This is a genomic window from Streptomyces sp. NPDC052910, from assembly GCF_055585605.1.
In genome coordinates, this window is the sequence record NZ_JBVJJR010000002.1 from 264,519 (window position 1) to 285,060 (window position 20,542).

18 protein-coding genes and 1 pseudogene are annotated in these 20,542 nt (G+C 73.2%); 5 read left to right on the top strand and 14 right to left on the bottom strand.

What is annotated here, in order from left to right; translation table 11 throughout:
* Positions 1 to 305: 305 nt before the first annotated feature.
* Entirely contained in the window at positions 306 to 1,127 is an 822-nt protein-coding gene (locus tag ACZ6X9_RS06995) for a hypothetical protein (protein WP_469776907.1), read from the bottom strand.
* Between the two features lie 426 nt (positions 1,128 to 1,553).
* On the opposite strand from ACZ6X9_RS06995, the pseudogene ACZ6X9_RS07000 reads away from it, so the two are divergent.
* From ACZ6X9_RS07000 to ACZ6X9_RS07010, 3 genes and pseudogenes are all read left to right on the top strand, one after another.
* Positions 1,554 to 1,710, top strand: a pseudogene (locus tag ACZ6X9_RS07000) (SAM-dependent methyltransferase); the annotation flags it as partial.
* Between the two features lie 286 nt (positions 1,711 to 1,996).
* Entirely contained in the window at positions 1,997 to 2,422 is a 426-nt protein-coding gene (locus ACZ6X9_RS07005) for a CoA-binding protein (RefSeq protein WP_469776908.1), read from the top strand.
* Between the two features lie 9 nt (positions 2,423 to 2,431).
* Positions 2,432 to 2,941, top strand: coding sequence for a GNAT family N-acetyltransferase (locus ACZ6X9_RS07010; protein ID WP_469776909.1), 510 nt, complete (start codon positions 2,432 to 2,434; stop codon positions 2,939 to 2,941).
* Between the two features lie 33 nt (positions 2,942 to 2,974).
* Here the strand turns inward: ACZ6X9_RS07010 and ACZ6X9_RS07015 are convergent, their stop codons facing one another.
* Positions 2,975 to 3,538: a YbaK/EbsC family protein gene (locus ACZ6X9_RS07015; RefSeq protein ID WP_469777630.1), complete on the bottom strand. Its 564-nt coding sequence runs from the start codon at positions 3,536 to 3,538 to the stop codon at positions 2,975 to 2,977.
* 42 nt (positions 3,539 to 3,580) lie between these two features.
* Entirely contained in the window at positions 3,581 to 4,222 is a 642-nt protein-coding gene (locus ACZ6X9_RS07020; RefSeq protein ID WP_469776910.1) for a helix-turn-helix domain-containing protein, read from the bottom strand.
* Between the two features lie 94 nt (positions 4,223 to 4,316).
* Here ACZ6X9_RS07020 and ACZ6X9_RS07025 point away from each other — a divergent pair, with 94 nt between their 5' ends.
* A complete protein-coding gene (locus ACZ6X9_RS07025; RefSeq protein ID WP_469776911.1) occupies positions 4,317 to 5,177 on the top strand; it encodes an EamA family transporter in 861 nt (286 codons plus the stop codon).
* Between the two features lie 83 nt (positions 5,178 to 5,260).
* On the opposite strand, the gene ACZ6X9_RS07030 is transcribed toward ACZ6X9_RS07025, so the two are convergent.
* The 6 genes from ACZ6X9_RS07030 to ACZ6X9_RS07055 all read right to left on the bottom strand — a co-directional run bounded on the left by ACZ6X9_RS07030 (position 5,261) and on the right by ACZ6X9_RS07055 (position 13,030).
* Positions 5,261 to 5,968 carry an acyltransferase gene (locus ACZ6X9_RS07030; protein WP_469776912.1) on the bottom strand — a complete coding sequence of 236 codons (708 nt, stop codon included), beginning with the start codon at positions 5,966 to 5,968 and terminating at the stop codon, positions 5,261 to 5,263.
* A gap of 115 nt (positions 5,969 to 6,083) precedes the next feature.
* A complete protein-coding gene (locus ACZ6X9_RS07035) occupies positions 6,084 to 10,394 on the bottom strand; it encodes an nSTAND1 domain-containing NTPase (RefSeq protein ID WP_469776913.1) in 4,311 nt (1,436 codons plus the stop codon).
* Entirely contained in the window at positions 10,384 to 10,728 is a 345-nt protein-coding gene (locus tag ACZ6X9_RS07040; protein WP_469776914.1) for a CU044_2847 family protein, read from the bottom strand. The genes ACZ6X9_RS07035 and ACZ6X9_RS07040 overlap by 11 nt, the downstream gene beginning before the upstream one ends.
* 184 nt (positions 10,729 to 10,912) lie before the next feature.
* Positions 10,913 to 11,446, bottom strand: a complete 534-nt coding sequence (locus ACZ6X9_RS07045) for a gamma carbonic anhydrase family protein (protein WP_469776915.1) — start codon at positions 11,444 to 11,446, stop codon at positions 10,913 to 10,915.
* Positions 11,447 to 11,548: 102 nt separating this feature from the next.
* Entirely contained in the window at positions 11,549 to 12,211 is a 663-nt protein-coding gene (locus tag ACZ6X9_RS07050; RefSeq protein ID WP_469776916.1) for a DedA family protein, read from the bottom strand.
* A gap of 363 nt (positions 12,212 to 12,574) precedes the next feature.
* Complete coding sequence (locus ACZ6X9_RS07055; protein WP_469776917.1) at positions 12,575 to 13,030, bottom strand: DUF4442 domain-containing protein; 456 nt, start codon at positions 13,028 to 13,030, stop codon at positions 12,575 to 12,577.
* Positions 13,031 to 13,113: 83 nt separating this feature from the next.
* On the opposite strand from ACZ6X9_RS07055, the gene ACZ6X9_RS07060 reads away from it, so the two are divergent.
* Entirely contained in the window at positions 13,114 to 14,121 is a 1,008-nt protein-coding gene (locus tag ACZ6X9_RS07060) for a DUF8017 domain-containing protein (protein WP_469776918.1), read from the top strand.
* A gap of 48 nt (positions 14,122 to 14,169) precedes the next feature.
* Here the strand turns inward: ACZ6X9_RS07060 and ACZ6X9_RS07065 are convergent, their stop codons facing one another.
* From ACZ6X9_RS07065 to ACZ6X9_RS07085, 5 genes are all read right to left on the bottom strand, one after another.
* Positions 14,170 to 15,015: a spermidine synthase gene (locus ACZ6X9_RS07065; RefSeq protein WP_469776919.1), complete on the bottom strand. Its 846-nt coding sequence runs from the start codon at positions 15,013 to 15,015 to the stop codon at positions 14,170 to 14,172.
* Between the two features lie 61 nt (positions 15,016 to 15,076).
* Positions 15,077 to 16,429 carry a GTP-binding protein gene (locus tag ACZ6X9_RS07070; RefSeq protein WP_469776920.1) on the bottom strand — a complete coding sequence of 451 codons (1,353 nt, stop codon included), beginning with the start codon at positions 16,427 to 16,429 and terminating at the stop codon, positions 15,077 to 15,079.
* A gap of 620 nt (positions 16,430 to 17,049) precedes the next feature.
* Entirely contained in the window at positions 17,050 to 18,516 is a 1,467-nt protein-coding gene (locus tag ACZ6X9_RS07075; protein ID WP_469776921.1) for an MFS transporter, read from the bottom strand.
* Entirely contained in the window at positions 18,513 to 19,316 is an 804-nt protein-coding gene (locus tag ACZ6X9_RS07080) for a methyltransferase domain-containing protein (RefSeq protein ID WP_469776922.1), read from the bottom strand. Before ACZ6X9_RS07080 ends, ACZ6X9_RS07075 begins: the two co-directional genes overlap by 4 nt.
* The gene (locus ACZ6X9_RS07085; RefSeq protein WP_469776923.1) at positions 19,313 to 20,374 is read right to left on the bottom strand and encodes an LLM class flavin-dependent oxidoreductase; all 1,062 of its coding nucleotides are present in this window, start codon (positions 20,372 to 20,374) and stop codon (positions 19,313 to 19,315) included. Before ACZ6X9_RS07085 ends, ACZ6X9_RS07080 begins: the two co-directional genes overlap by 4 nt.
* Positions 20,375 to 20,542 lie beyond the last annotated feature (168 nt).

Here is a 20,542-nt window from a genome sequence, read left to right on the forward strand (position 1 = left end):
GCGAATGGGGCTCAGCGGTAGCGGCAGCGGGAGTCGGGGATGTCGTCCGGCGCTCTCTGCCCACACCATCGGCGTGCGAGAGAGGCGCTCCGGCCGCCAGCAACAGAGCGGCACCTATAGCGGATACAGTCAAACGGCGTAGCCGCGAACAAGAAATTGACAAAGGGAATTCCTTCGCTCATACGGTGAAGTGCTCCGGCCAAAGGGCCGGAGGGCTAGTGAACCGCCGAGGCCCGCAGAATCAAGCGCCATGAGCGCATCTCACGACGTCACGGCAGAAGCGCTTCTCCGCGCCTGGCAGTTGATCAGGTCGAGGGGGAAGCGGCGACCTTCCGGCGGCGGCGCACCACAAGGCCAAGGGCAGCCAGGATGCCGATCCCGGCGGCGGCAAGGCCCGCGGGCAGCCACGAGTGACCGTGCGACACCGGTTTTCCGGCCACCGTCATCTGCCGGCTCGCACGCTGCCGGCCGGTGACCACGGTCATGGGGTACCGACCGGGGGGTACATCGTCCCGCACAGTGGCATGCCCGCCGTAGACGGCGTCGCCGTCATCCCCCTTGCATCCCGGTTCGTTGGCGCCTTTCTTGATGGTCACCGGGTGTGCGAAAGCAGGTGATTTGACTGTCATCGTGGTCTCGTGGCGGCCGATATGAGTGTCGGCGACCAGTACGTCGACCTCACTCCCGGGCCGAACGGCCGCGGGATCGGAACTGCATGGCGCCGCGCCTTTCGGATGGATGACGAACCGGTCGATGGACAGCGCGTCCTTGCCGGCGACGGCAAGCCGCACGGTGGCCACGACACGGCCCCGGATCGTCGCCGTGACGGGGTAGACGCCCCCAGGGATATCACTGCGGATCTCGTGGTGCGTTCCGGGGCTGTCCACCTGGGCAAACTGGCCGGAGCCCGCTTTGTACGGGGTCAGCGAAATCGGCTCGACCAGAGCGGGCGAGGTGACGATCACTTCATCTGTTCCCGCCGGCACGTTCATGGCATTGAAGGCGATGGGGCCACCCACTTCAATGCCTTGGCGGAGACCGAAGTACTCCAGGCGAACGTCCGAAGAATGCGAAGGCGGCACCGTCGGCGATCGTGCGTCATCGGACCGAGCCGTGGTGGCCGGCATACAAGCCAATACTGCACTGACAACAGCAACTGCCAGTCGCCATCGGGTGATAGCGGCCTTCCCCTCGCCAAACTCGCTTCTACGCACCCACACCAGCCACTCCCCCCTGAACCTCGCAGCAGTGAGCAATCCGGCGACCGCATGCTGCCCCCTTGCCGCGGTCGGCCCGCCCCTGAGCGGTCTGATCATGTCATGGTCAAGTTGGCTCGTACAGTCAAAAAAGGGCAAGGGATCCGCAGTCCAGCCTCTCTTCCAGCCTGTCCCATATCACCGCAGGAGAACAGACGTTGGGTGTTTGCCGAATCGGTACGCCCGTCCCAATGACGGGCAGACCAAGGCATCAAAGAACCGGCCAAGCACCCCGCGAGAGGCCCTTTCCCTTCACGACTGCCGCTTCGACCTGCCGAAACCGGCTGTACGAGCACCCACCCGATCGCGCCCGCCTACCGCTGGTCGCCCGACCACCTCGCCGGACTGCTGCGTGAGGGGGGAATGACCGTAGACGGCCCGGATGATCCGCGAACCCCAGCCGACCGACCGGCGGCAGTACCAGGAGATGCACCTCCTCGCCCGCAAGGCCTAGGCAAGGGTGCCGGGCGAACAGGCATACGACCTACGCTCGACTGAACTCGCCGCGCCCTGTCGCACGGGCCCGGTGAGCGTCGCCGCGGGCTGGTGCACTCGCAACGCGCGGGACGCATCGGCCCGGCGCGCCGGCCCCGGGACAGCGGTACCGTCACCGGCCTGCCCGTCACCCATGGGCACGCGGACCTGCCCTGGCGGACGCACGCCCCTCCGATGCCACACGAGCTTCGTCCCGACACCTCTCCGTCGGGAATGCCGACGCCTCACGCCCCGTTGACCGGGGCATGTACGCGGAACCAGGCATCATCGAGAAGATCCTCCGGCGGAGCGGCGACACCTGGGCGGTGGTCGGCCTCTCCGGTAACAAGCACCGCGCCGCCTACGGCGTGGCCGAAGTCCTGCGCCGCCACGGCAAGCGCGTCGTGCCGGTGCACCCCAAGGCGGAGGCCGTCGGCGGGGAGCAGGGATACGCGTCGCTCTCCGACGTGCCGTTCCCCGTCGACGTCGTGGACGTGTTCGTACGGTCCGAGCTCGCCGGGGCCGTCGCGGACGAGGCCGTGGCGGTCGGCGCCAAGGCGGTCTGGTTCCAGTTGGGTGTCGTCGACGAGGAAGCGTACGAGCGGACGCGCGCCGCGGGGCTGGACATGGTCATGGATCGCTGCCCGGCCATCGAGTTCCCCCGGCTCCCCGGGCGTGCGGGCCTCCGTTAGCGTCGCGGCATGATCGAAACGCGTGCGGCCCGTCCCGAGGACGCGGCCGAGATGGTCCGGTTGCGTCGGCTGATGTTCGCCGCCATGGACGGGTACGACTCCCCCGGGGAGTGGGAGCGGACGGCCGAGGGGATCGTGCGCGAGCGGTTGACCGACCCGGTTCCGCGGCTGGGGGCGTTCGTCGTGGACGGGGATCCGGGGGAAGGGGCGGGGGCGCCGCATCTGGCGGCGTGCGCGATGGGGACGGTGGAGCAGCGGCTGCCGGCGCCCGGTCATCCCACCGGGCGGTTCGGGTTCGTGTTCAGTGTCTGCACCGACGACCGGTACAGGGGGCGGGGGTTCGGGCGGGCGACGACGGAGGCGCTGCTCGGCTGGTTCGCGGCGCACGGTGTGACGCGGGTGGACCTGCACGCGACGGCGGACGCCGAGCGGCTGTACCGCTCGCTCGGGTTCGCCGAGCACTCGACGGCGCTCTCGCTCGACGTGTCGTCCCGGCCCCTCCCTCTCCCGGGTCGCTGAGCGGCGGAAGCAGGGTCAGGCCGGGGCCCGGGTTCAGGCGGGGGACGCCAGGCCCTCCAGCGCCGTTACGCCCGGGAGTTCGGCCAGGGCCGGGCCCGGAACGATGAGTTTGCCGCGCCGGCTGCCGCTGCCGATGAGGACGTACGGGGTCGCGACGACCGCCGCGTCGATGAGCAGCGGCCAGTCGGCGGGCAGTCCGATCGGCGTGATGCCGCCGTATTCCATGCCGGTGGCTTCCAGAGCGGTGTCCATGGGCGCGAACGAGACTTTGCGCGCGCCCAGGTGCCGTCGGACGGTGCCGTTGACGTCGACGCGGGTGTGGCCGAGGGCGACGCAGGCGGCGAGGCCGGTGACCCCGCCGCGCTTCGCGGCGACGACGACGCAGTTGGCGGACTGTTCCAGCAGCCAGGGGCCGTGGTTCTCCACCAGCACGGCGGTGTCGGCGATTTCGGGCGCGGTGTCCACGTGCAGTACCCGCTCGGCGGTACCGGCGCCGGCCGGGCCGCCGAAGGGCCGGGCGCGGAGGGCCGCGGCGACGGGCGGCACGAGCAGGTCCGCCCGTTCCGACGCGGGCCGGACGTCGTCGAAGGCGTCCATGGGGGTCCGTTGCCTGATCATGCCGCCACGCTAACAGCCGTGTCAGGCACGGTGGGTGGAGTCGCGGGGCATCGGCCCACCGGACCGCACCGGCCCACCGGACGTCATCGGCCGCAGCGGCGGCACCGCCACCACCATCGTCATCGTGACGGGCTCGCTCCCGTCGTTGCGGTACGTGTGCCGGGCGTCGGCCTCGAGCGCCGCCGCCGTTCCGGCGGGGACGGTGTACTCCTCCTCGTCGACGACGAGGGTGAGCGTCCCGGAGGTCACGCGGAGCAGTTCGACGGTGCCGGCCGGATGCGGGTCGGAGGCGCTGGCGTCGCCGGGTTCCACCCGCCAGTCCCACAGTTCCAGCGGGCCGGGGCTCTCGGCGCCGATCAGCAGGGACGTACGACTGCCGGCCTCGGTGGACCACATCTGCACGGCCTCCCCCTCCGGGACCAGCCGGACGCGGGGGCCGTGCTCGTAGTCGAGCAGTGTGGTGATGCTGATGCCGAGGGCGTCGGCGAGCTTGACGGTGGTGCCGACGCTGGGGTTGGTCCGTGCCTGCTCGATCTGGATGATCATGCCGCGGCTCACCCCGGAGCGGGCCGCGAGGGCGTCGAGGGTGAAGTTCCGCTCGGCGCGCCAATTTTTGAGGTTCCGGGCGAGCGACTGCGTGAGCTGGTCGAGGTCCGTCGTCACTTTCCATCCAATATGTTCGACGACACGGTTCAGTGCAGTGAACTAGTGTGTGCTCGATCGCGCATTCACTGTACTGCACTGTGAGGTTCACCCCATGACACCGATCTTCGCCCTGGCCACCAGTCTCCTCTGGGGGCTGGCCGACTTCGGCGGCGGCCTGCTCACCCGGCGGATCCCGGCCCTGACCGTGGTCGTGATCTCCCAGATACTGGCCCTCACCGCGCTGGGGACGATCGTCGTCGCGACCGGCGGCTGGTCCGAGGCCGGCCCCCGACTGTGGTTCGCGGTGGCCGCGGGGGTGATCGGCCCGGTGGCGATGCTCTTCTTCTACCAGGCGCTGTCCCAGGGGCCGATGGGCGTCGTCGCCCCCGTCGCCGCGCTCGGCGGCGTCCTCGTGCCGCTCGGCGTCGGCCTGGCGGCCGGCGAGCGGCCCGGCGCGCTCAAGGTCGCGGGCATCGTGGTCGCCGTGGCCGGTGTGGTCCTGGCGAGCGGGCCGGGCGGCGGCGCGGTACGGCGGCAGACCCTGCTCCTCACGCTCGTCGCGGCCTTCGGGTTCGGCGCGGTGATGGCCCTGGTCGCCGAGGCCTCACACACCCTGACCGGCCTGTTCCTGGCGCTGTTCGTCCAGCGGCTGTGCAACGTGCTCGTCGGCGGCGGCGCCCTGCTCGTCTCCGCGCGGCGCGGCGGCGCGGTGCTGCCGGACGGCGGCCGGAGCGCCCTGTTGCCCGTCCTGCCCGCCCTGGCCTTCGTCGGACTGGCCGACGTGGCGGCCAACGGCACCTACAGCGTGGCCGCCCACAGCGGCCCGGTCACCGTCGCGGCCGTCCTCGCCTCGCTCTATCCGGTGGTCACCGCGCTGACGGCGCGCGGCGTCCTCAACGAGCGCCTGCGTTCGGTGCAGGCGTCGGGCGCGGGGCTGGCGCTGGTCGGCACGGTGCTGCTCGCGACGGGCTGAGCGTCGCCGGAGGGTGCCCGGCGGGCATCCGGCACCTCACATCCCTCCCCGACCCCCGCCCCCTCGCCCCCACACCCCCGCCCTCACGACTCCGTCGTCTCGCGCTCCGGTACCGGCCGCAGCGGCGGGGTCCAGCCCCGTTCCTCGTCCCACCGCCGGACGACCTTCGCCGGTACGCCGGCCACCACGGCGTGGTCCGGCACCTCGCCACGGACCACCGCCCCGGCGGCCACCACGACGTTCCGTCCCAGTCGGGCCCCGGGCAGGATCACCGCTCCGGCGCCCAGCCAACTGCCCGGGCCGATCACCACCGGCGCGCTGCGCGGCCACTGCCGGCCTATGGGCTGCCCGGGGTCCTCGTACGAGTGGTTGTCGCTCGTCACATAGACGTACGGGCCACAGAAGACGTCGTCCCCGATGGTCACCTCCCGCGAGGCGATCACATGGCTGCCCCGGCCGAGCACGACACCGTTGCCCAGCCGCAGCAGCGGATCGGGCCCGAGGTCCATGCCGGGCACCATGCCGACGGTCAGCGTGACCTGTTCGCCGATGATGCAGTGGTCGCCGATCTCGATCCACTGCTCCCCGAACACGGTGCCCAGGGGGAACGCGAGGCGCGTGTGGTCCCCGATCCTGCGGAAACGGTACGGACCCGGGCGTTCCGCGGTCACCGCGCCATGGTCCTGCACCCAGCGCCAGCCGCGGTGGACCACGCGCGAGACGGCACGGCGCCGCCAGGCCCCGAGAGCCGAAGCGGCGCCGGACGAGAACGTGTTTCGATACTTCGGCACCTGCCCACCGTACTCAGCCGACCCCACGGCGGCCCGGGCCCACCCTGTGATCTTGCCCCCACCACGGCAGGCCACCGGGCGGCGGCCCTCCCGACGGACCATGGCCGGGCGGCCGTCAGTGGCAGGGCGCCGACGAGTCCGCGCCCGCCGGCAGCAGTTTCCGCTCCTCCGCCGTGGGGGCCCGGCCACCGGCCGCGCAAAGGGTACGGAACCACACCTCCGGCCGCAGGGAGACCGAGAGTTCGGTGCGCATCAGGTAGGCGGTGAGCCGGCCGTCCCGCACCATCCAGTGGTGGGCCTTGGCCGGTGTGTCGATCATGGTGATCAGCCGGTGGTGGGCGAGGTCCCAGACTTGCAGTGCGAACACATCGGCCCGGCCGTTCTCGACCAGAACCAGCAAGGTGTCGCGTGGCCCGAAGCCGACGATCCAGTGCAGATCCTTGACCGGAAGCGTCTCGAACAGCGGGCGCCCGGAGCCTACGGCACGTACGGTCACCGTCCCCCTCACGTTGACCACGGCCACCCGCTCGCCCTCGTCATCGGAGACGAGCGGAGCCGACGTGTGCCCGGAGTCGAAAGCGGTGCCCGCGTGAAAGCGGGAGACAAGCGAACGCCGCCCGAGGTCCCACAGCCGTACGCTGCCGTCCGGTGTGGCCACCATGTACTGGCGGGAGTGGCCGGCGCGCGGAAAGACGTGGGCCTGGTTGGCGAGTTCCCGGGCTTCCTCGCCGGTCCGGGCGATCTCCAGTGGGGGCGCCGCCGGACGTCCGCTCGTGGTGTCCCACCGGGAGAAGGCGCCTCCTCTCCACACCACCACCTCGCTCCCCGTACCGGGAAGAACGTCCGTGTACCACTGGGAGAACATGCTGCTGGTGTCTTCGGGCCCGGTCAGCGGCGGATCGGGGATCCGGGCCCGGAAGGCGCGGGCGAGGCCGGGCACGGTGTAGACGGTGAGGGTGTCGCCGGCCAGGACGCCGAGGGACCGGCTGTCCCCGCTGAACGCCACTTTGAAGAGCTCGCCGGGAGGGGTCGGCTCGTCGGCCAGCAGGCGGTGGGTGCGGGCGTCGATGACGGTCACGCGTTTGTCGAAGACGCTAGCCCAGTACCGGCCGTCCGGGCTGAGCGGCTCGGTGGCGGACGAGCCAGGCCGGAGCACCGTCAGGGCATTGTGCTTGGTGGGCAGGCCGACCGGGGGGATCTCCGTGGCGCGCAGCCGCAGCAGGTCCGCGCCCACGGCCGCGAGCACCACCGGGCGGCCGTCGGGGCTCGGCAGCACCAGCAGGTGCTCGCCGATCGACTCGGCGGACACCGCCGCGACGTCGGGTGACGGCACGGTCGTCCGGTACGTCCGGCCGGTCACGACGTCGGTCAGGACGACCAGGCCGTACCGTTGGCCGTCCGCCGTGGTCTTCTCCACCAGGTACCGGCCCGTGCCGTCCAGGGGATGGTCGTCGTACTTCGGAGCGTCGCCCGAGCAGGAGGTCTGCCCCTCGATGGCACGCGTCGCACCGGAACGGAGGTCCGTGACCCGCACCACGCGACCTGGCTCCCCGAGGAGCGAACAGGTCACGACGGCCCGGGCCCCCTCGGCCAGGACCACTTCGCTCCCGAAGACCTGACGTCTCCTCTTGCCCGTCGCCAGGTCGGCTTCCACAGCGCTGTTCTTCTCCGCTCCCCTTCCCTCCCCCGCCACGAGCACCACGGAGCCGGAGTCCCGCCCGAAGGCAGCCTCCACAGGGGGATTCGCGGGAGAGACGAGCGGCCCTGTGGGCAGCGGACGCCGGCGGCGCACGTCCCAGACGAAGAAACCGGCGGGCCGCCGTCGGCTGACCAAGTCCCCTGTTCCCAGCCGCAGTTGCAGCAGCCGCGTGCCGTCCGACGAGAACGCCAGACTGCTCGTGTCCTGGACCAGGTCGGTGACCACCGCGTCCCGGCCCCGCAGGACGAACGGCCCCCGCCGGCCGGGCACGTCCCACAGCGCCACCGTCCCGTCCGTCCTGGCCGCCGCCAGCGTGCGTCCGTCGGGGCTCAGCGCGACGGTGACGCTGCCGGACCGCTCCGGCACCCGCCACGGTCGGGGGTCGTCGCCCTGCATCCCGGTCCACACCGTGATCGCCTGCCCGCCGTCCGTCCCGGAGGACGAGACGACGACCGTCCGCCCGTCGGCGGACGGGTGCCAGGAACCGAACGCTCCGGGCCACAGGCCGGGCAGGACCTTCTCCGCCGTGCCCAGCGCGAGGTACTGCTGGAGCAGGGCAGCGTACGCCTCACTGGTGCCGGGGTCGCTCTTCCACGCGGTGAGGGCGAGTTGCAGCGCCGTGGCCGGGGCGGTACCCGCCTGACGCCGGGCCTCCTGTCCGATGAGGGAGGACGCCTGGGTGCGGAGCTGGCGCTGGATGACGGCGTTGCCTCGTACGGTCAGCACCGCGAGTACGCCCGCCGCCAGAGCGAGCGCCAGGGCGGTGGCCGTCACGGCGCGCCACAGCCGGATGCCGCGGCGTTCGGTGCGCCGGCTGGTCCGGATGAACTCCTTCTCGTCCGGTGCGATGTCGTCCGGTCGGGAGGCGAGCCATTCCCGGGCGCGGGCCAGCGGTGCGCCGCGGAGGAGGCCGCCCCGGTCCTCGCCCGTGTCCCGCCACTGGGCCATGTGTTCACGCAACTGCTCCTGCCAGGCCCGGAATTCGCGGGTCTCCACCAGCCAGCCGGCCAGCCGCGGCCACTGGCGGATCAGCGCGTCATGGGTGAGGTCGACGATCGGTTCGCCTTCGGCGTCCTGACCGACGATCACCAGACGGGTCTCGGTGGCGAGCCGCAGGACGACCGGCCAGTCGTCGGCGTCCAGCGAACGCGCCGGCGTCGGACGTCTGACGAACCCCCCGCGGCCGTCGGGGCGGGCGAGCTGGGTGCAGACGCGTCGTACGACCGGGCGTTCGCCGGGTGTGAGGCGATGGAGCCAGGTCTCCTCGGCGTAGGCGGCCAGGGCTCCTGTCACCCGGCCGACGGCGTCGTATGCGGCGTGGGTCAGCAGCCCGGCGACCCGGTGCTCGTAGAGCCGTGTCAGGGCGAACTCCACCAGCGGCAGCCGGCCGGGTTCGCTGCCCGCGTCCGTCAGGATCCGTTCCACCAGGCCGGGTTCGAAGACCAGGCCCGGCACCGAGGCGGCCGGTTCGACGATGGCGGCCGTCAGTTGTCCGCGGTCCGGCGGGGCGATCAGCACCGTGCGGAGGGACGTGGCGACGGCGCTGGTCAGGAGGGCGTCGACGGACTCGGTGCGCAGGGTCGCCACCACGCGCAGCCCGGGGGCGGACGCCGTCATGCGCGTGAGGACGCCGAAGAGTTCGCGAGCCGCCCCCGGATCGACGGCGGTGAGTTCCTCGAACTGGTCCAGGAACGCCAGATGTCCGCCCGGGCCGGCGCGCTCCGCCAGCCGTGCGGCGACCAGCCCGGCCTCGTCCGTGCCCAGCAGGGCGGCGAGCGACCTGGCCCGCTCCAGCCGGGCGACCTCGCCGAGGCCCGGTTCCAGAGCGGGGAGCAGCGCCTGGGCGAGTTGCAGCGCCGGAGGGGGGCCGGTCAGCGGTCGGACCGTGGTCACGGTGGTGCCCTCGGCCCGTAATCGGGGGATCAACCCCGCGCGGACCAGCGAGGACTTGCCGCTTCCGGACGGACCGGTCACCGCCACCGGTCCGGGCCCGCGCACGGCGGCCGCCAGCCGGTCGATGTCGGCGTCCCGGCCGTGGAACAGGGCGCTGTCCTCCTCGGTGAACGGCGACAGGCCGCGGTAGGGGCAGGGCCAGCGCCGCGGCGCCACCTCGCCCAGGGCGGCGACGGGAACGAGGTAGGCGGTGCCGGGACGGGCGGGGCCGTCGGCCGCCACCGTCATCCCGACCACGCCGCCCAGGGCGTCGTCCCACACCGGTGAGCCGCTGAAGCCGCGCTCGATCCGTATGCCGGGGGAGGCGTCCATCTGCACCCAGCCCAGCCCCTGGACGCCGCGCAACCGGCCGTGGGCCCATACACCGTGGTCCCGGTCCCTCGGGAACCCCAGCACCCGGAACTCGTGGTTCCATACGTCTCCGCCGGCGACGAGGGGGACGGGCAGGGTGCCGGGTACGCGCTCCGCCGGCCGCAGCAGGGCGATGTCGCCGCGGTCGTCGGGGCCGATCGGTTCCCAGTGGTGGACGACGGCTTCGACCAGGGCGCCCGGGGCGAGCAGCGGGAACTCCACCCACACGCTTCCTTCCGGCGCGTCCGCCACCGTCGCCTCGGTGCCCAGTGCGTCGGCCACCACGTGGGCACAGGTGCACACCAGGTCGTCGCCGACCAGGAAGCCGGCTCCGGCCACCGGGCCGGAAACGGTCCGGATCCGCGCGAGACCGGGGACGAGCCGGTCCCGGCCGGTTCGCGGGGCCGCTCCCTCAGGAGGCATCGCCGCCGCCCGGGTCGCGCCGCGTCCACTCGACCGTCACGGTGAAGTTCGCCTCGCTCGCCGCGCGGGCCACTACGACCCCCGCCTCGGCCGTGAGCTTCACCCCGAACTCGAGCTTCACGTGGTCGGGAGCCTCGGCCATGTCCCGCACGCTGTCCAGGACCGCGCCCACGGCCGGCCGGACGCGGGCCAGCGCCTGCTGCAGCGTCTCCGCCGCGTCGTGGACGAGCTGCCGCCCCCGGCCCACGCGCTCGAGATCACCGCCGGGGTCCCCGGCCACTTCGATCAGCACACTGCCGCCGCCGTCCAGCGGCACATCCAGATACCGGGCCACCGCAGGCCACCCCCGACACTCGTACGGCCGAAGCACCCGCGATTATGCCCCAACCCCCGCGCGGGGTCACTGCGTTCAAGCGCGTAGGCGGTGCGGCACGTACGCCTTCCGGCGCCTGGCCGTCCCGGCCCGCGGGCGTCCCCGGATCCGGGGCCCGGCGGCGGTGGCGGCCGGCCGGAACGGGTCAGCCGCCCAGCGCCTCGCGGTGGGTTTTCGCCAGTTCCACGTAGAGGAGTGCGTTGATGCGGATGTGTTCGCGTTCCTCGTCGGTCAGCTCCCGGCGGACCTTGGCCGGGACGCCGGCCACCAGGGAGCCCGGCGGGACCCGCATGCCCTGGGGCACCAGAGCGTGGGCGGCGACGAGGGAGCCGGCGCCGATGTGGGCGCCGTTGAGGACGGTGGCGCCCATGCCGACGAGGACGTCGTCCTCGACGGTGCAGCCGTGCAGGACGGTGTTGTGGCCGACGGTCACGCGTTCGCCGATGGCGACGGGGAAGCCGGGGTCGACGTGGACGGTGCAGTTGTCCTGGATGTTGCTGTCCGCGCCCAGGGTGATGGGCCCGCAGTCGGCGCGCAGGACGGCGTGGTACCAGACGCCGGAGCCGGGGGCGAGGGTGACGTCGCCGAGGACGACGGAGGTGGGCGCGGTGAACGCCGCCGGGTCGACCGTCGGTTCCTTGCCGCCCACACCGGTGATCAGTGCCCGTTCCGTCGTCATGGTCCGCTCCTCGTCGCCGTCGTTCCCGGCACGGTAGACCGACGGCCCCGGCGCCTGGAGGCGTCGGGGCCGGATGGGGTGAAGATCACAACAGGCAGCGCGTCAGTCGCCGGCGGGAACCGTCTCCGGCCGTTCGGCGGCCAGGTCCGCCTCGCTCTCGGCCTTGGCCTTCTTGGCCTTGATCCGCATGACGACGAAGGAGCCCACCCCGAAGAGCACGGCGGCCAGCAGGCCCAGCCAGGCGAACTTGCCGATCCACTCCTCGGCGGCCTTGCCCACCGTGTAGATGAGGGCGACCGTACCGCCGGCCCAGACGATGCCGCCGAGGACGTTGGCGATGAGGAACTTCCAGTACGGCATGTGCAGCACGCCGGCGAGCGGGCCGGCGAAGATGCGCAGCAGGGCGATGAAGCGGCCGACGAAGACGGCCCACATGCCCCACTTCTCGAAGGACCGCTCGGCGGTGGCGACGTGGTGCGGGCCGAAGTGCTTGGGGAACTTGCGGCCGAGCCATTCGAGCAGCGGCTTGCCGCCCTTGCGGCCGATCAGGTAGCCGATCGAGTCGCCGATGATGGCGCCGGCGACGGCGCAGGCGCCGAGGATGTAGGGATTGATGTGGTCCTGGGTGGCGGCCATCAGCGTGGCGCTCACGAGGACGACCTCGCCGGGGAGCGGGATGCCCAGGCTCTCCAGCCCGATGACCCCGCCCACCAGCAGGTAGACGGCGACCGCCGGTACGGATTCGAGCCACTCCTGGATGTGCAACGCCGGTTCCTCCCCGGTTGACGAACTGTTCCCGGCGTGCGCCGAGGCGGCGCACGCCGGGAAGCCTACTGGAGGTAAGGACTCATCTCCGGGGCGATCGGTTGAGGGGAACGGCCATTTGTTCGCATTGTTCCGGTGCGGCGCCCGTGCGGCGGACCGCCGGACCCGGCGCCACGTCCACGGTGGCCTGCCTCACGGCGTTCATATACGGACTCGGACTGACAAAAGCCCTCCGCGTCGTCCGTCCTTCCGGGCCTTCCGGCCGTTCCCGCATTGTGACCGCACGGTGACGCGACAGCGGGGGGCGGAGCCGGTCGGCGCGGAGTCCGCGTCGACCGGCCCCTCCCCCGGCGAGGTCAGCGGTCAGGCGTTGGGGCGCAGCGTCCAGACGACGGACATCTCGCCGGTCTCCGCCCCGTCCTCGCGGGTGATGGAGATCCGCACCGGGAACTCGGGGCGCTCGCCGGCGTCGAGTTCCGCGAGCACCTCAGCGGCCGGGCGGCCCAGGACGGCGGTGGCGGTGACCTCGCCCTTGGCGATCTTCTTGAACGCGATCTCGGCCCGGACGGGGAGCGGTGTCATCCGCGACAGGTGGTCGCCGAACGCGGCCAGGACGATCGCCCCGCTCGCCGACTCGGCCAGGGTGAACATGGCGCCGGCGTGCGGGCCGCCCACGTGGTTCCGGTACTCGGCCTGGTCGGGCAGGCGCAGTACCGCGCGCTCCGGGGTGGTCTCCTCGTAGACGAGGTTGAGGGTGCGGACCATGGGCACGGTGGCCGCGAGCAGATCGCCGATCGAGGGCTGGGTCGTGTCAGACATGGAGCGAAGTTACCAGTCGGTAGGGCGAGGCGAAAAGGGCCGGCGATCCTACCCGCCGTCTCGGCCCCTTATGGTTGTCGGCCATGTGGCCAGGACAGCAGCCCGCCAACGGGGGCGAGCAGAACCCGCAGCAGCCGAACCCGTACCAGCAGCCGGGGTACCGACAGCCCAATCCGTACGGGCAGCCCGCCCACCCGCAGCAGAACCCCTACGCGCAGCCGGGCGGAACCGGGGGCGGACAGCCGGGCGGGCCGCAGTGGCAGACACCTCCGCCGCCGGCTCCGCCGGGCCCGCCGGGCGGGGGCGGCGGCCGGCGCACCACCGTCATCGCGGTGACGGCGGCCCTGGCCGTGGTGGCGGCCGCGGTGGTCACCGGCTTCGTGGTGCTGAAGGACGACGGCGAGAAGACCTCCGCCCATGAGGATCCCAAGCCGCCGGCCTCCGCACCGGCGTCCGCGTCTGCGAGCGCCTCCCCCAGCGGCTCCGCCACGCCGGAGCCGACGGGTGGCGGGCGGGGGGACGACGACGCGGTCAAGCCGGTGATCGACGGCTGGAAGCCCGTCATCAGCGCCAAGCGGCTGACGGTCTTCGACGTGCCGGCGGACTGGAAGGTCGAGCCCGGGATGTCGTCCGGCTTCCTGGACGACAAGGGCAAGTCCGTCATCAGCATGAGCTCCGTCGCGAGCTACAAGCCCGGCGCGTGCAAGGCGAACAACAGCATCGGCGGCACCGGGACCAAGGGCGCGCAGGGGGCGAAGAGCGAGGCCGACGCCGCCGAGACCGAGGCCCTCAGTTGGGTCTGGGCCGCTTACGACCAGAAGAAGACCGGCCGCTTCGCCCGGACCAAGCCCAAGCCCTTCACCAGCGACCACGGCGTCAGCGGCTACACCTCGTCGGCCACCGTGACCGGGGTCGACAAGTCCGATTCCTGCGCGACGGACGGCAAGGCGTTCACCGTGACGTTCAAGAACAAGGACGGCGACCTGGTGACCTGGGTGCTGTACTCCGCCAAGGGCGTCAAGGACGAGGTGTCGGACGACGTCGTCAAGAAGATCATGAGTTCGCTGCGGCCGTTGCCGTCCGCCTCCTGACGGATCCGGCGGACCGCTCGCATCCGCCCGGTCCGGCGGGCTGCCGCGTCACCCGATCCCGAACGCCCCGTTCGGCGGCTCCGGCGACCCGACCGCGTCCCCGTCGCCCACCGGGACCGCGCCCGCCGCGAAGCGGGCCAGGGCGTCGCCGTGGGTGACCCGCGCGGGGAAGGCGTCCCCGGCGGCGCACCGGGCCAGGACGTCCAGCGGCAGCTCGGCGGTGGAGGCGACGAGGACCGCGTTGCCGAACCGGCGGCCGCGCAGCATCGACGCCTCCGCGATCAGGCACAGCCGGGGGAAGACCGCCGCGAACGTCGCGATCTGGGACCGCAGGAAGTCGAAGGGCGCCCCGTCGGCCAGGTTGGCCGCGTACCGGCCGCCGGGGCGGAGCACCCGGGCGGCCGAGCGGGCGTATTCGACGGAGGTGAGGTGCGCGGGCACCCGCGAACCGCCGAAGACGTCGGCGACGATCACGTCCGCCGAGGCGTCGGCGGCCTCCTCCAGCGCGGCCCGGGCGTCCTGGGCGCGGACGGTGACGCCCGACTCCGCGGGCAGCGGCAGGTGTTCGGCCACCAGCCCGACGATCCCCCGGTCGGCCTCCACGACCAGTTGCCGCGATCCCGGCCGGGTGGCCGCGGTGTACCTCGGCAGGGTGAGGGCACCGCCGCCGAGGTGCAGGACGTCCAGCGGCCGGCCCGGCTCGGCCGCCGTGTCGAGGACGTGCCCGATCCGCCGCGCGTACTCGAACTCCAGGTGCGCGGGGTCCCCCAGGTCGACGTAGGACTGGGGCGCGCCGTCGACCGTCAGCAGCCAGGCGCGCTCACGGTCGACGTCGGGCAGCAGCTTGGCGGTGCCGCCGTCGACGTCGCGGGTCACGGGTATCGGTTCGTCCACGACACCATTGTGCCGAGCGCCGGGGACCGTCCGGACCTGTCCGGCGCCGCCCGCCGGCCCGTCACCCCTCCGCGGCGGTGACCGTGCCCGTGCCGACGGTGCGTCCGCCCTCGCGGAGGACGAAGGGGAGCCCGGGTTCGAGCGGGGCCCGGCGGTCGAGGACGGCGGTCACGTCGACCGTCTCGCCCGGGCGCACGAGTCCGCGCGGGCCGAGGTCGAGCCGGCCGGCCGGCGCCGCCGTACGGAAGTGGAACCCGGCCCGGACGCCGGTGGCGAAGGGCGCGTGCCGGCCGCCGTCCTCCGGGGTGAGCAGGCGCAGTCGGGCGGAGAAGCGGTGGTGCGTGGTCACGCTGTCCGGCGCGACGACGACGTCCCCGCGCCGGACTTCACGCTCCCGCGCCCCATGGAGCACCAACGCGACCCGGTCGCCCGCCCAGGCTGTGTCCAGCGGACGTCCGAAGCTCTCCAGACCCGTGACCTCCGCTCGCGCCCGCGCCTCCGGAACCTCGACCAGGTCCCGGAGGCGCACACTGCCGCGTTCTACCGCGCCGGTGACGGCGGCGCCCACACCACGCAGGATCACCACCCGCTCCACCGGCAGCAGGAACGGCGCGGCCACGGCCCGCGGCGGATCGGGGAGGCAGGTGTCGACGGCGTCGAGCAGCGCCTCGATGGTGGCGGTCGCGCGGGGGTCGCCGGCCAGGGCGCCGAGGGCGGCGACCCGGACGACCGGGGTCAGCTCCCCGCGGTATCCGTGCGCGGAGAGCAGCTCGCGGACTCGGACCTCGGTGAGGGCGGTCAGTTCGGGTTGCGCGGCGTCGGCCTTGGTCAGCGCCACGACGAGGTGTTCGACGCCCATGTGACGTGCCAGCAGGACGTGTTCGACGGTCTGCGGCCCGACGCCGTCGACGGCCGAGACGGCCAGGATCGCCCCGTCGAGCCGGGACAGGCCCGCGATCACCCGGGCGACGCGGTCAGCGCGGCCGGGCAGGTCGGTGTGCGTGTAGCGGCGGAAGTCGGTTTCGTATTCCAGGTGTTCGCGCTCCGGGTGCTCGCGCTCCGGGTCTGCAAGCTCCAGAAGGCGGTGGTCCGGGAGCCGGTGGTCCAGAAGTCGGTGATCCGGGAGCCGGCGATCCGGGAGTACGTGCTCCGGGCGCCCGGGGTCCGACTGCGCCGGACGCTCGTGTTCCCGGCGCGTGCCGGGTGCGCCGCCGCACCCCTCGTCCGGTACCCGGTCGGGACCGGCGACGAGTACGGCGGCCGGCGGTACCGGGACGGGGACGGGCACGGCCGTCGCCCGCGCGGCAAGCACCTTGACGATCGCCGCGGTGAGCGTGGTCTTGCCATGGCCGAAGTGACCGATGGTGCCGATGTTGACGTGCGGCTTGGTATGGGTGAACGCCTGCTGGGACATGCTGCGGACTCCGGTTCTCCGGTGCTGCGCCGGACTGGATCGTCGTGGGCCCCGCGGCCTGGCCGACCCTCCCCGTACGGGGCCGCCGGGGGCGATCCGGGAAGGGTCAGCGTCGCGTCGGGACCAGAGGTCCGACGGGAGCACCGGGAGGCACGGGCATGCCGGAGGGCATGGGCGTGCGGACCGGGTCACCGGGGTGGGCAGCTCCGAGCGCGCCCGCGGGTGCGGGCTTCCGCGCGCTGGTGACGGACCGGAGCATGCTTCTGATGCTCGCTCACGCCGTAGGAGGCGTCGAATGGTTTTCACCGGGGTGGGGAGCGTGGCGGCGGGTGCGCGACCAGCGCCTCCCGGACGGTCGCCGCTCCCGGGCCGTCCCCGCTGCCCCCGCTCGGAGCCGCGGTTCGGGCACCGCGACTGTCACCGGCCGGCTCCTGTCAGCCAATGGATGCGGACAGGTCCCGGGCGGACACCGGGCCGTCGCCGCGTCCCCGTACGGGGCCGGCCGCCCGGGCCCCGGCCCCGCACGCGGCTGAACAGGCCGCCGAGGCGCGTGCCGGGGCCAGGCTCCCGCGGCTGTACCCCAAGCACGCCGCCGCACCGGCCTCCCGGCCCCGACGGCGTCACCGCTCCCTCCCCACCCCTCGCGTCTCTCCCGCCGTCTCCACCACCTCGCGTCGTGCCCGCTCCCCCTCCTGCCCCCGGGCCACCACCACGGCCAGGGCCACGGTCGCGGCGGCCAGCGCCGTGAAGTACAGGAGCGCGCCGTGGAAGCCGGAGAGGACGTCTGGGCCGCGGGTGGCGTGGAAGACCGCACCGGCCACCATGACGCCGACGGAGTTGGCGATCTGCTGGGCGGTGGCGAGGAGCCCGGAGGCGACGCCGGAGAGGCGGGTGTCGACGCCGGCGAGGACGAAACGGATCAGGGTGGGGGCCACCGCGCCCGCGCCGAGTCCGTTGAGGACCAGGAAGATCGTGGCCGGCCCGTCGGCGGGGTGGAGCCGGTCGGCCGGCAGGGTGGCGAGGCCGAGGTAGCCGACGGCCATCAGGGCGGGCCCGCAGGTGGTGAGCAGGACCGCCCGGCGGGGGTCCGCCCGGCCCGCGGCGACCGAGGCCACGAGGAACGCCGTGCCCAGCCCGGCGTAGAGCCCGGCCGACGCCAGCGGGCTCAGCCCGGCGCCCTCCTGGGCCGTCTGTGACAGCACCACGTAGAACGGCACCTGCGTACCGAAGAACACCAGGCACAGCACCAGTCCCGCACCGAAGGTCCACCGCCGGAACAGCGCCGTGTGCAGCAGCGGAGCGCCACCGGTGCGGGTGAGGAGGCGTTCCCACCCGACGAAGCCGGTGCCCGCGGCGGCCATGACCACCAGGGCGAGGGCCACGCGGCCCGGCCCGTTCCCGGGCAGCGACCACGGGAGCACCGCCGCGGCCACGGCGACGGCGAGCAGCGCGGCCCCGGGCAGGTCCGGGCGCCCCGCGCCGGCCCGCGGCCGGCCGCCGCGCGGCAGGGCGCGGGCCGCCACCAGCACGGCCGCGCAGACCGGCACGTTCACCAGGAACGCCGACCGCCAGCCGCTGCCGGCGAGGTCGAGCCGGGTCAGCACCCCGCCGCCGAGCTGGCCGAGCGTCGAGCCCGCGCCCAGGACCGCGCCGAACGCCCCGACGGCCGCGCCCCGGCGGGCGGGTGGCAGGACCGTCTGGATTCCGGCCAGGACCTGGGGGAACAGCAGAGCCGCCCCGACGCCCTGGGCGGCCCGCGCCGCCACCAGCACCTCGATCGAGGGAGCCAGCCCGCAGCCGACGGAGGCCAGACCGAAAACGGCCGTCCCGGTGCGGAAGAGCGGCCGGATCCCGTACCGGTCTCCCAGCTTGCCGCCGGTCACCAGCAGGCCCGCGTACGCCATTCCGTAGCAGGCGACGACCAGGTAGGTCTGCGCGTCGCCCGCGCGCAGCTCCCGCTGGACCACCGGCAGCAGCACGTTGACGACGGAGACGTCGAAGATGGCCAGGAACTCCCCCACCAGCAGCACGCACACCGCGAGCACCGCGCCGCCGCCCCCGCGCGGCTCCCCGGCCGGTCCGCTCACCCGGTCGTTCCTCCCGCCGCCGGGGCGCCCCGGCTCAGCCGCAGCAGCCGGTACTCCACCACGTCGTCCCGTTCCCTGACCGTCCGCGCGGCCACGGTCGTCAGGACGACGCCAACCTCGTCCGCCAGCCGCCGCAGCGACGTCGTGTCGCCCCTGCTCCCGAATCCCAGGAGCGCGCCGCCCCCGGGGCGGACCCGGTCCGGCGCCTCCCGCAGGAACGCCCGGTGCGCCCGGTAGCCGGGGTCGACGTAGGCCACGTCGTGGAGGCTCAGCCGGGTCAGCGTCTCGGGCGCGCGGACGAAGTTCGAGTGCCAGAAGACGAGGTCGAAGGTCTCGTCCGGGGCGAGCGCGGCGAACATGTCGCTCTCCCGGCAGCGCACCCGGCCGGCCACCCCGTGCCGGGCCGCGTTGAGCGCGGTGTTGCGTACGGCGTGCGGGTTGACGTCCGTCGCGACGACGCGCGCGCAGCCGGCGAGGGCGGCGCTGACGGCGATCACTCCGGCGCCGCAGCCGATCTCCAGGAGGGTGCCGCCGCGCGGGAAATCGAGCAGGCCGAGGAAGGTGGCGGTGGACGGTGAGTAGACCGGCGGGAAGACGTCGTCGAGCAGCGTCCAGTCGCGCCCCCCGAGCGGGAATTCCGCCGGCCGGTCGCGGCGGCCGCGGCTCTCACGGCTGCGCCGCAGCGAGTCGCGGTAGTCCGTGACGGAGGAGGCGGTACCTGAGGAAGCGGGGTCCGGGGAGGCGGGGACCGGCGACGCGTCGGGGACCGGCGACGCGTCGGAGGTCGAGCGCTCGGTCATCGTGCCGCCCGGAGCCGGGGCAGGGCCCGTTCGCCGAACAGGGCCACCGATTCGGCGGCCAGGACGGGATCCAGGGTGGAGAAGTTCACCTGGAGGCTGGCCACCTCGAAGCCGCCGCAGCGGTCGTGGAACTCCCGCAGTCCGTCCACGATGTCGTCGGGTGTGCCCACGAGCGCCGCCGAGCGGGCGCGGACGGAGCGGAAGTCGTCGGCCGCCAGCTTCTCGATCATCTGCCGGTAGCCGGGGTAGTCGGCGCTCGACGCCCCGCCGGTCCAGTCCGAGGCGGCGGCCGTCAGGCTGCGCAGGTAGGCGTTGACCGGCTCCTCGGCCCGCACCTCCGCGGTCCGCCGGTCGGGGGCGCAGTGCATGTGGAAGGCGAGCATCACCCGGCCGCGTCCCGGGTGGCCGGCGGCCTGCCACGCCTTGCGGTAGACCTCCAGGTAGTGCCGCAGGGTGTCGGCGGCCAGCGGGTTGGCCATGATGCCGCAGCCCAGTTCGCCGGCCCGCCGGAAGCTCTGCTCGCTGGAGAGCGCGGCGATCCAGAGCGGCGGGTGCGGCCGCTGCGTGGGCCTGGGGAGGGAGGTGGTGGGCGGGAAGGAGTGAAAGCGGCCGTCGAGGGTCACGTCCTCCTCGGCCAGCAGCCGCCGTACCGCGTCCACGCCCTCGTCGAACCGGGCCCGGCTGGTGTCCATGTCCACCCCGAACCGCCGGAACTCATGGGGGAGGAACGCCCGGGCGAAGCCCACCTCCAGCCGCCCGCCGGAGATGGCGTCCAGCATCCCGATCTCCCCGGCCAGTTTCAGTGGGTGGTTGAACGCCGGCAGCACCGCGCCGGTGATCAGCCTCAGGTTACGGCTGCGGGCCGCGGCGGCCGCGAGGAACACGATCGGATTCGGCGAGTAACCGCCGTACTGGTGGAAGTAGTGCTCCACGATGCGTATGTGGTGGTACCCCAGCCCGTCCGCGAGCTCCACCAGCTCAAGGCACTCGGCGAAATACCGGTCCGCCGCCTTGTCGTGGTGGTGTACGTCCGGGAAGAAATTGATGCCGACCTCCATCGGCGACGCCCCCGTTCGTCTGATGTGGCGTCAGAATGTGCCACAAAAACCGGCCCGAACGCGCCGGGCCGTCTTCAGCAGAGCAGGATTCCCACCGCCGCGTCAACCCCCGTCGGGCCGCGCACGCCTTACCCGGACACCCCACTCGGCCGACGCCGCTCCCCATCC

Coding starts and splice junctions, on each gene's coding strand:
- ACZ6X9_RS06995 (WP_469776907.1), bottom strand. CDS start 1,127: ATGCCGGCCACCACGGCTCGGTCCGATGACGCACGATCGCCGACGGTG.
- ACZ6X9_RS07005 (WP_469776908.1), top strand. CDS start 1,997: ATGTACGCGGAACCAGGCATCATCGAGAAGATCCTCCGGCGGAGCGGC.
- ACZ6X9_RS07010 (WP_469776909.1), top strand. CDS start 2,432: ATGATCGAAACGCGTGCGGCCCGTCCCGAGGACGCGGCCGAGATGGTC.
- ACZ6X9_RS07015 (WP_469777630.1), bottom strand. CDS start 3,538: ATGGACGCCTTCGACGACGTCCGGCCCGCGTCGGAACGGGCGGACCTG.
- ACZ6X9_RS07025 (WP_469776911.1), top strand. CDS start 4,317: ATGACACCGATCTTCGCCCTGGCCACCAGTCTCCTCTGGGGGCTGGCC.
- ACZ6X9_RS07035 (WP_469776913.1), bottom strand. CDS start 10,394: ATGCCTCCTGAGGGAGCGGCCCCGCGAACCGGCCGGGACCGGCTCGTC.
- ACZ6X9_RS07045 (WP_469776915.1), bottom strand. CDS start 11,446: ATGACGACGGAACGGGCACTGATCACCGGTGTGGGCGGCAAGGAACCG.
- ACZ6X9_RS07055 (WP_469776917.1), bottom strand. CDS start 13,030: ATGTCTGACACGACCCAGCCCTCGATCGGCGATCTGCTCGCGGCCACC.
- ACZ6X9_RS07060 (WP_469776918.1), top strand. CDS start 13,114: ATGTGGCCAGGACAGCAGCCCGCCAACGGGGGCGAGCAGAACCCGCAG.
- ACZ6X9_RS07070 (WP_469776920.1), bottom strand. CDS start 16,429: ATGTCCCAGCAGGCGTTCACCCATACCAAGCCGCACGTCAACATCGGC.
- ACZ6X9_RS07080 (WP_469776922.1), bottom strand. CDS start 19,316: ATGACCGAGCGCTCGACCTCCGACGCGTCGCCGGTCCCCGACGCGTCG.
- ACZ6X9_RS07085 (WP_469776923.1), bottom strand. CDS start 20,374: ATGGAGGTCGGCATCAATTTCTTCCCGGACGTACACCACCACGACAAG.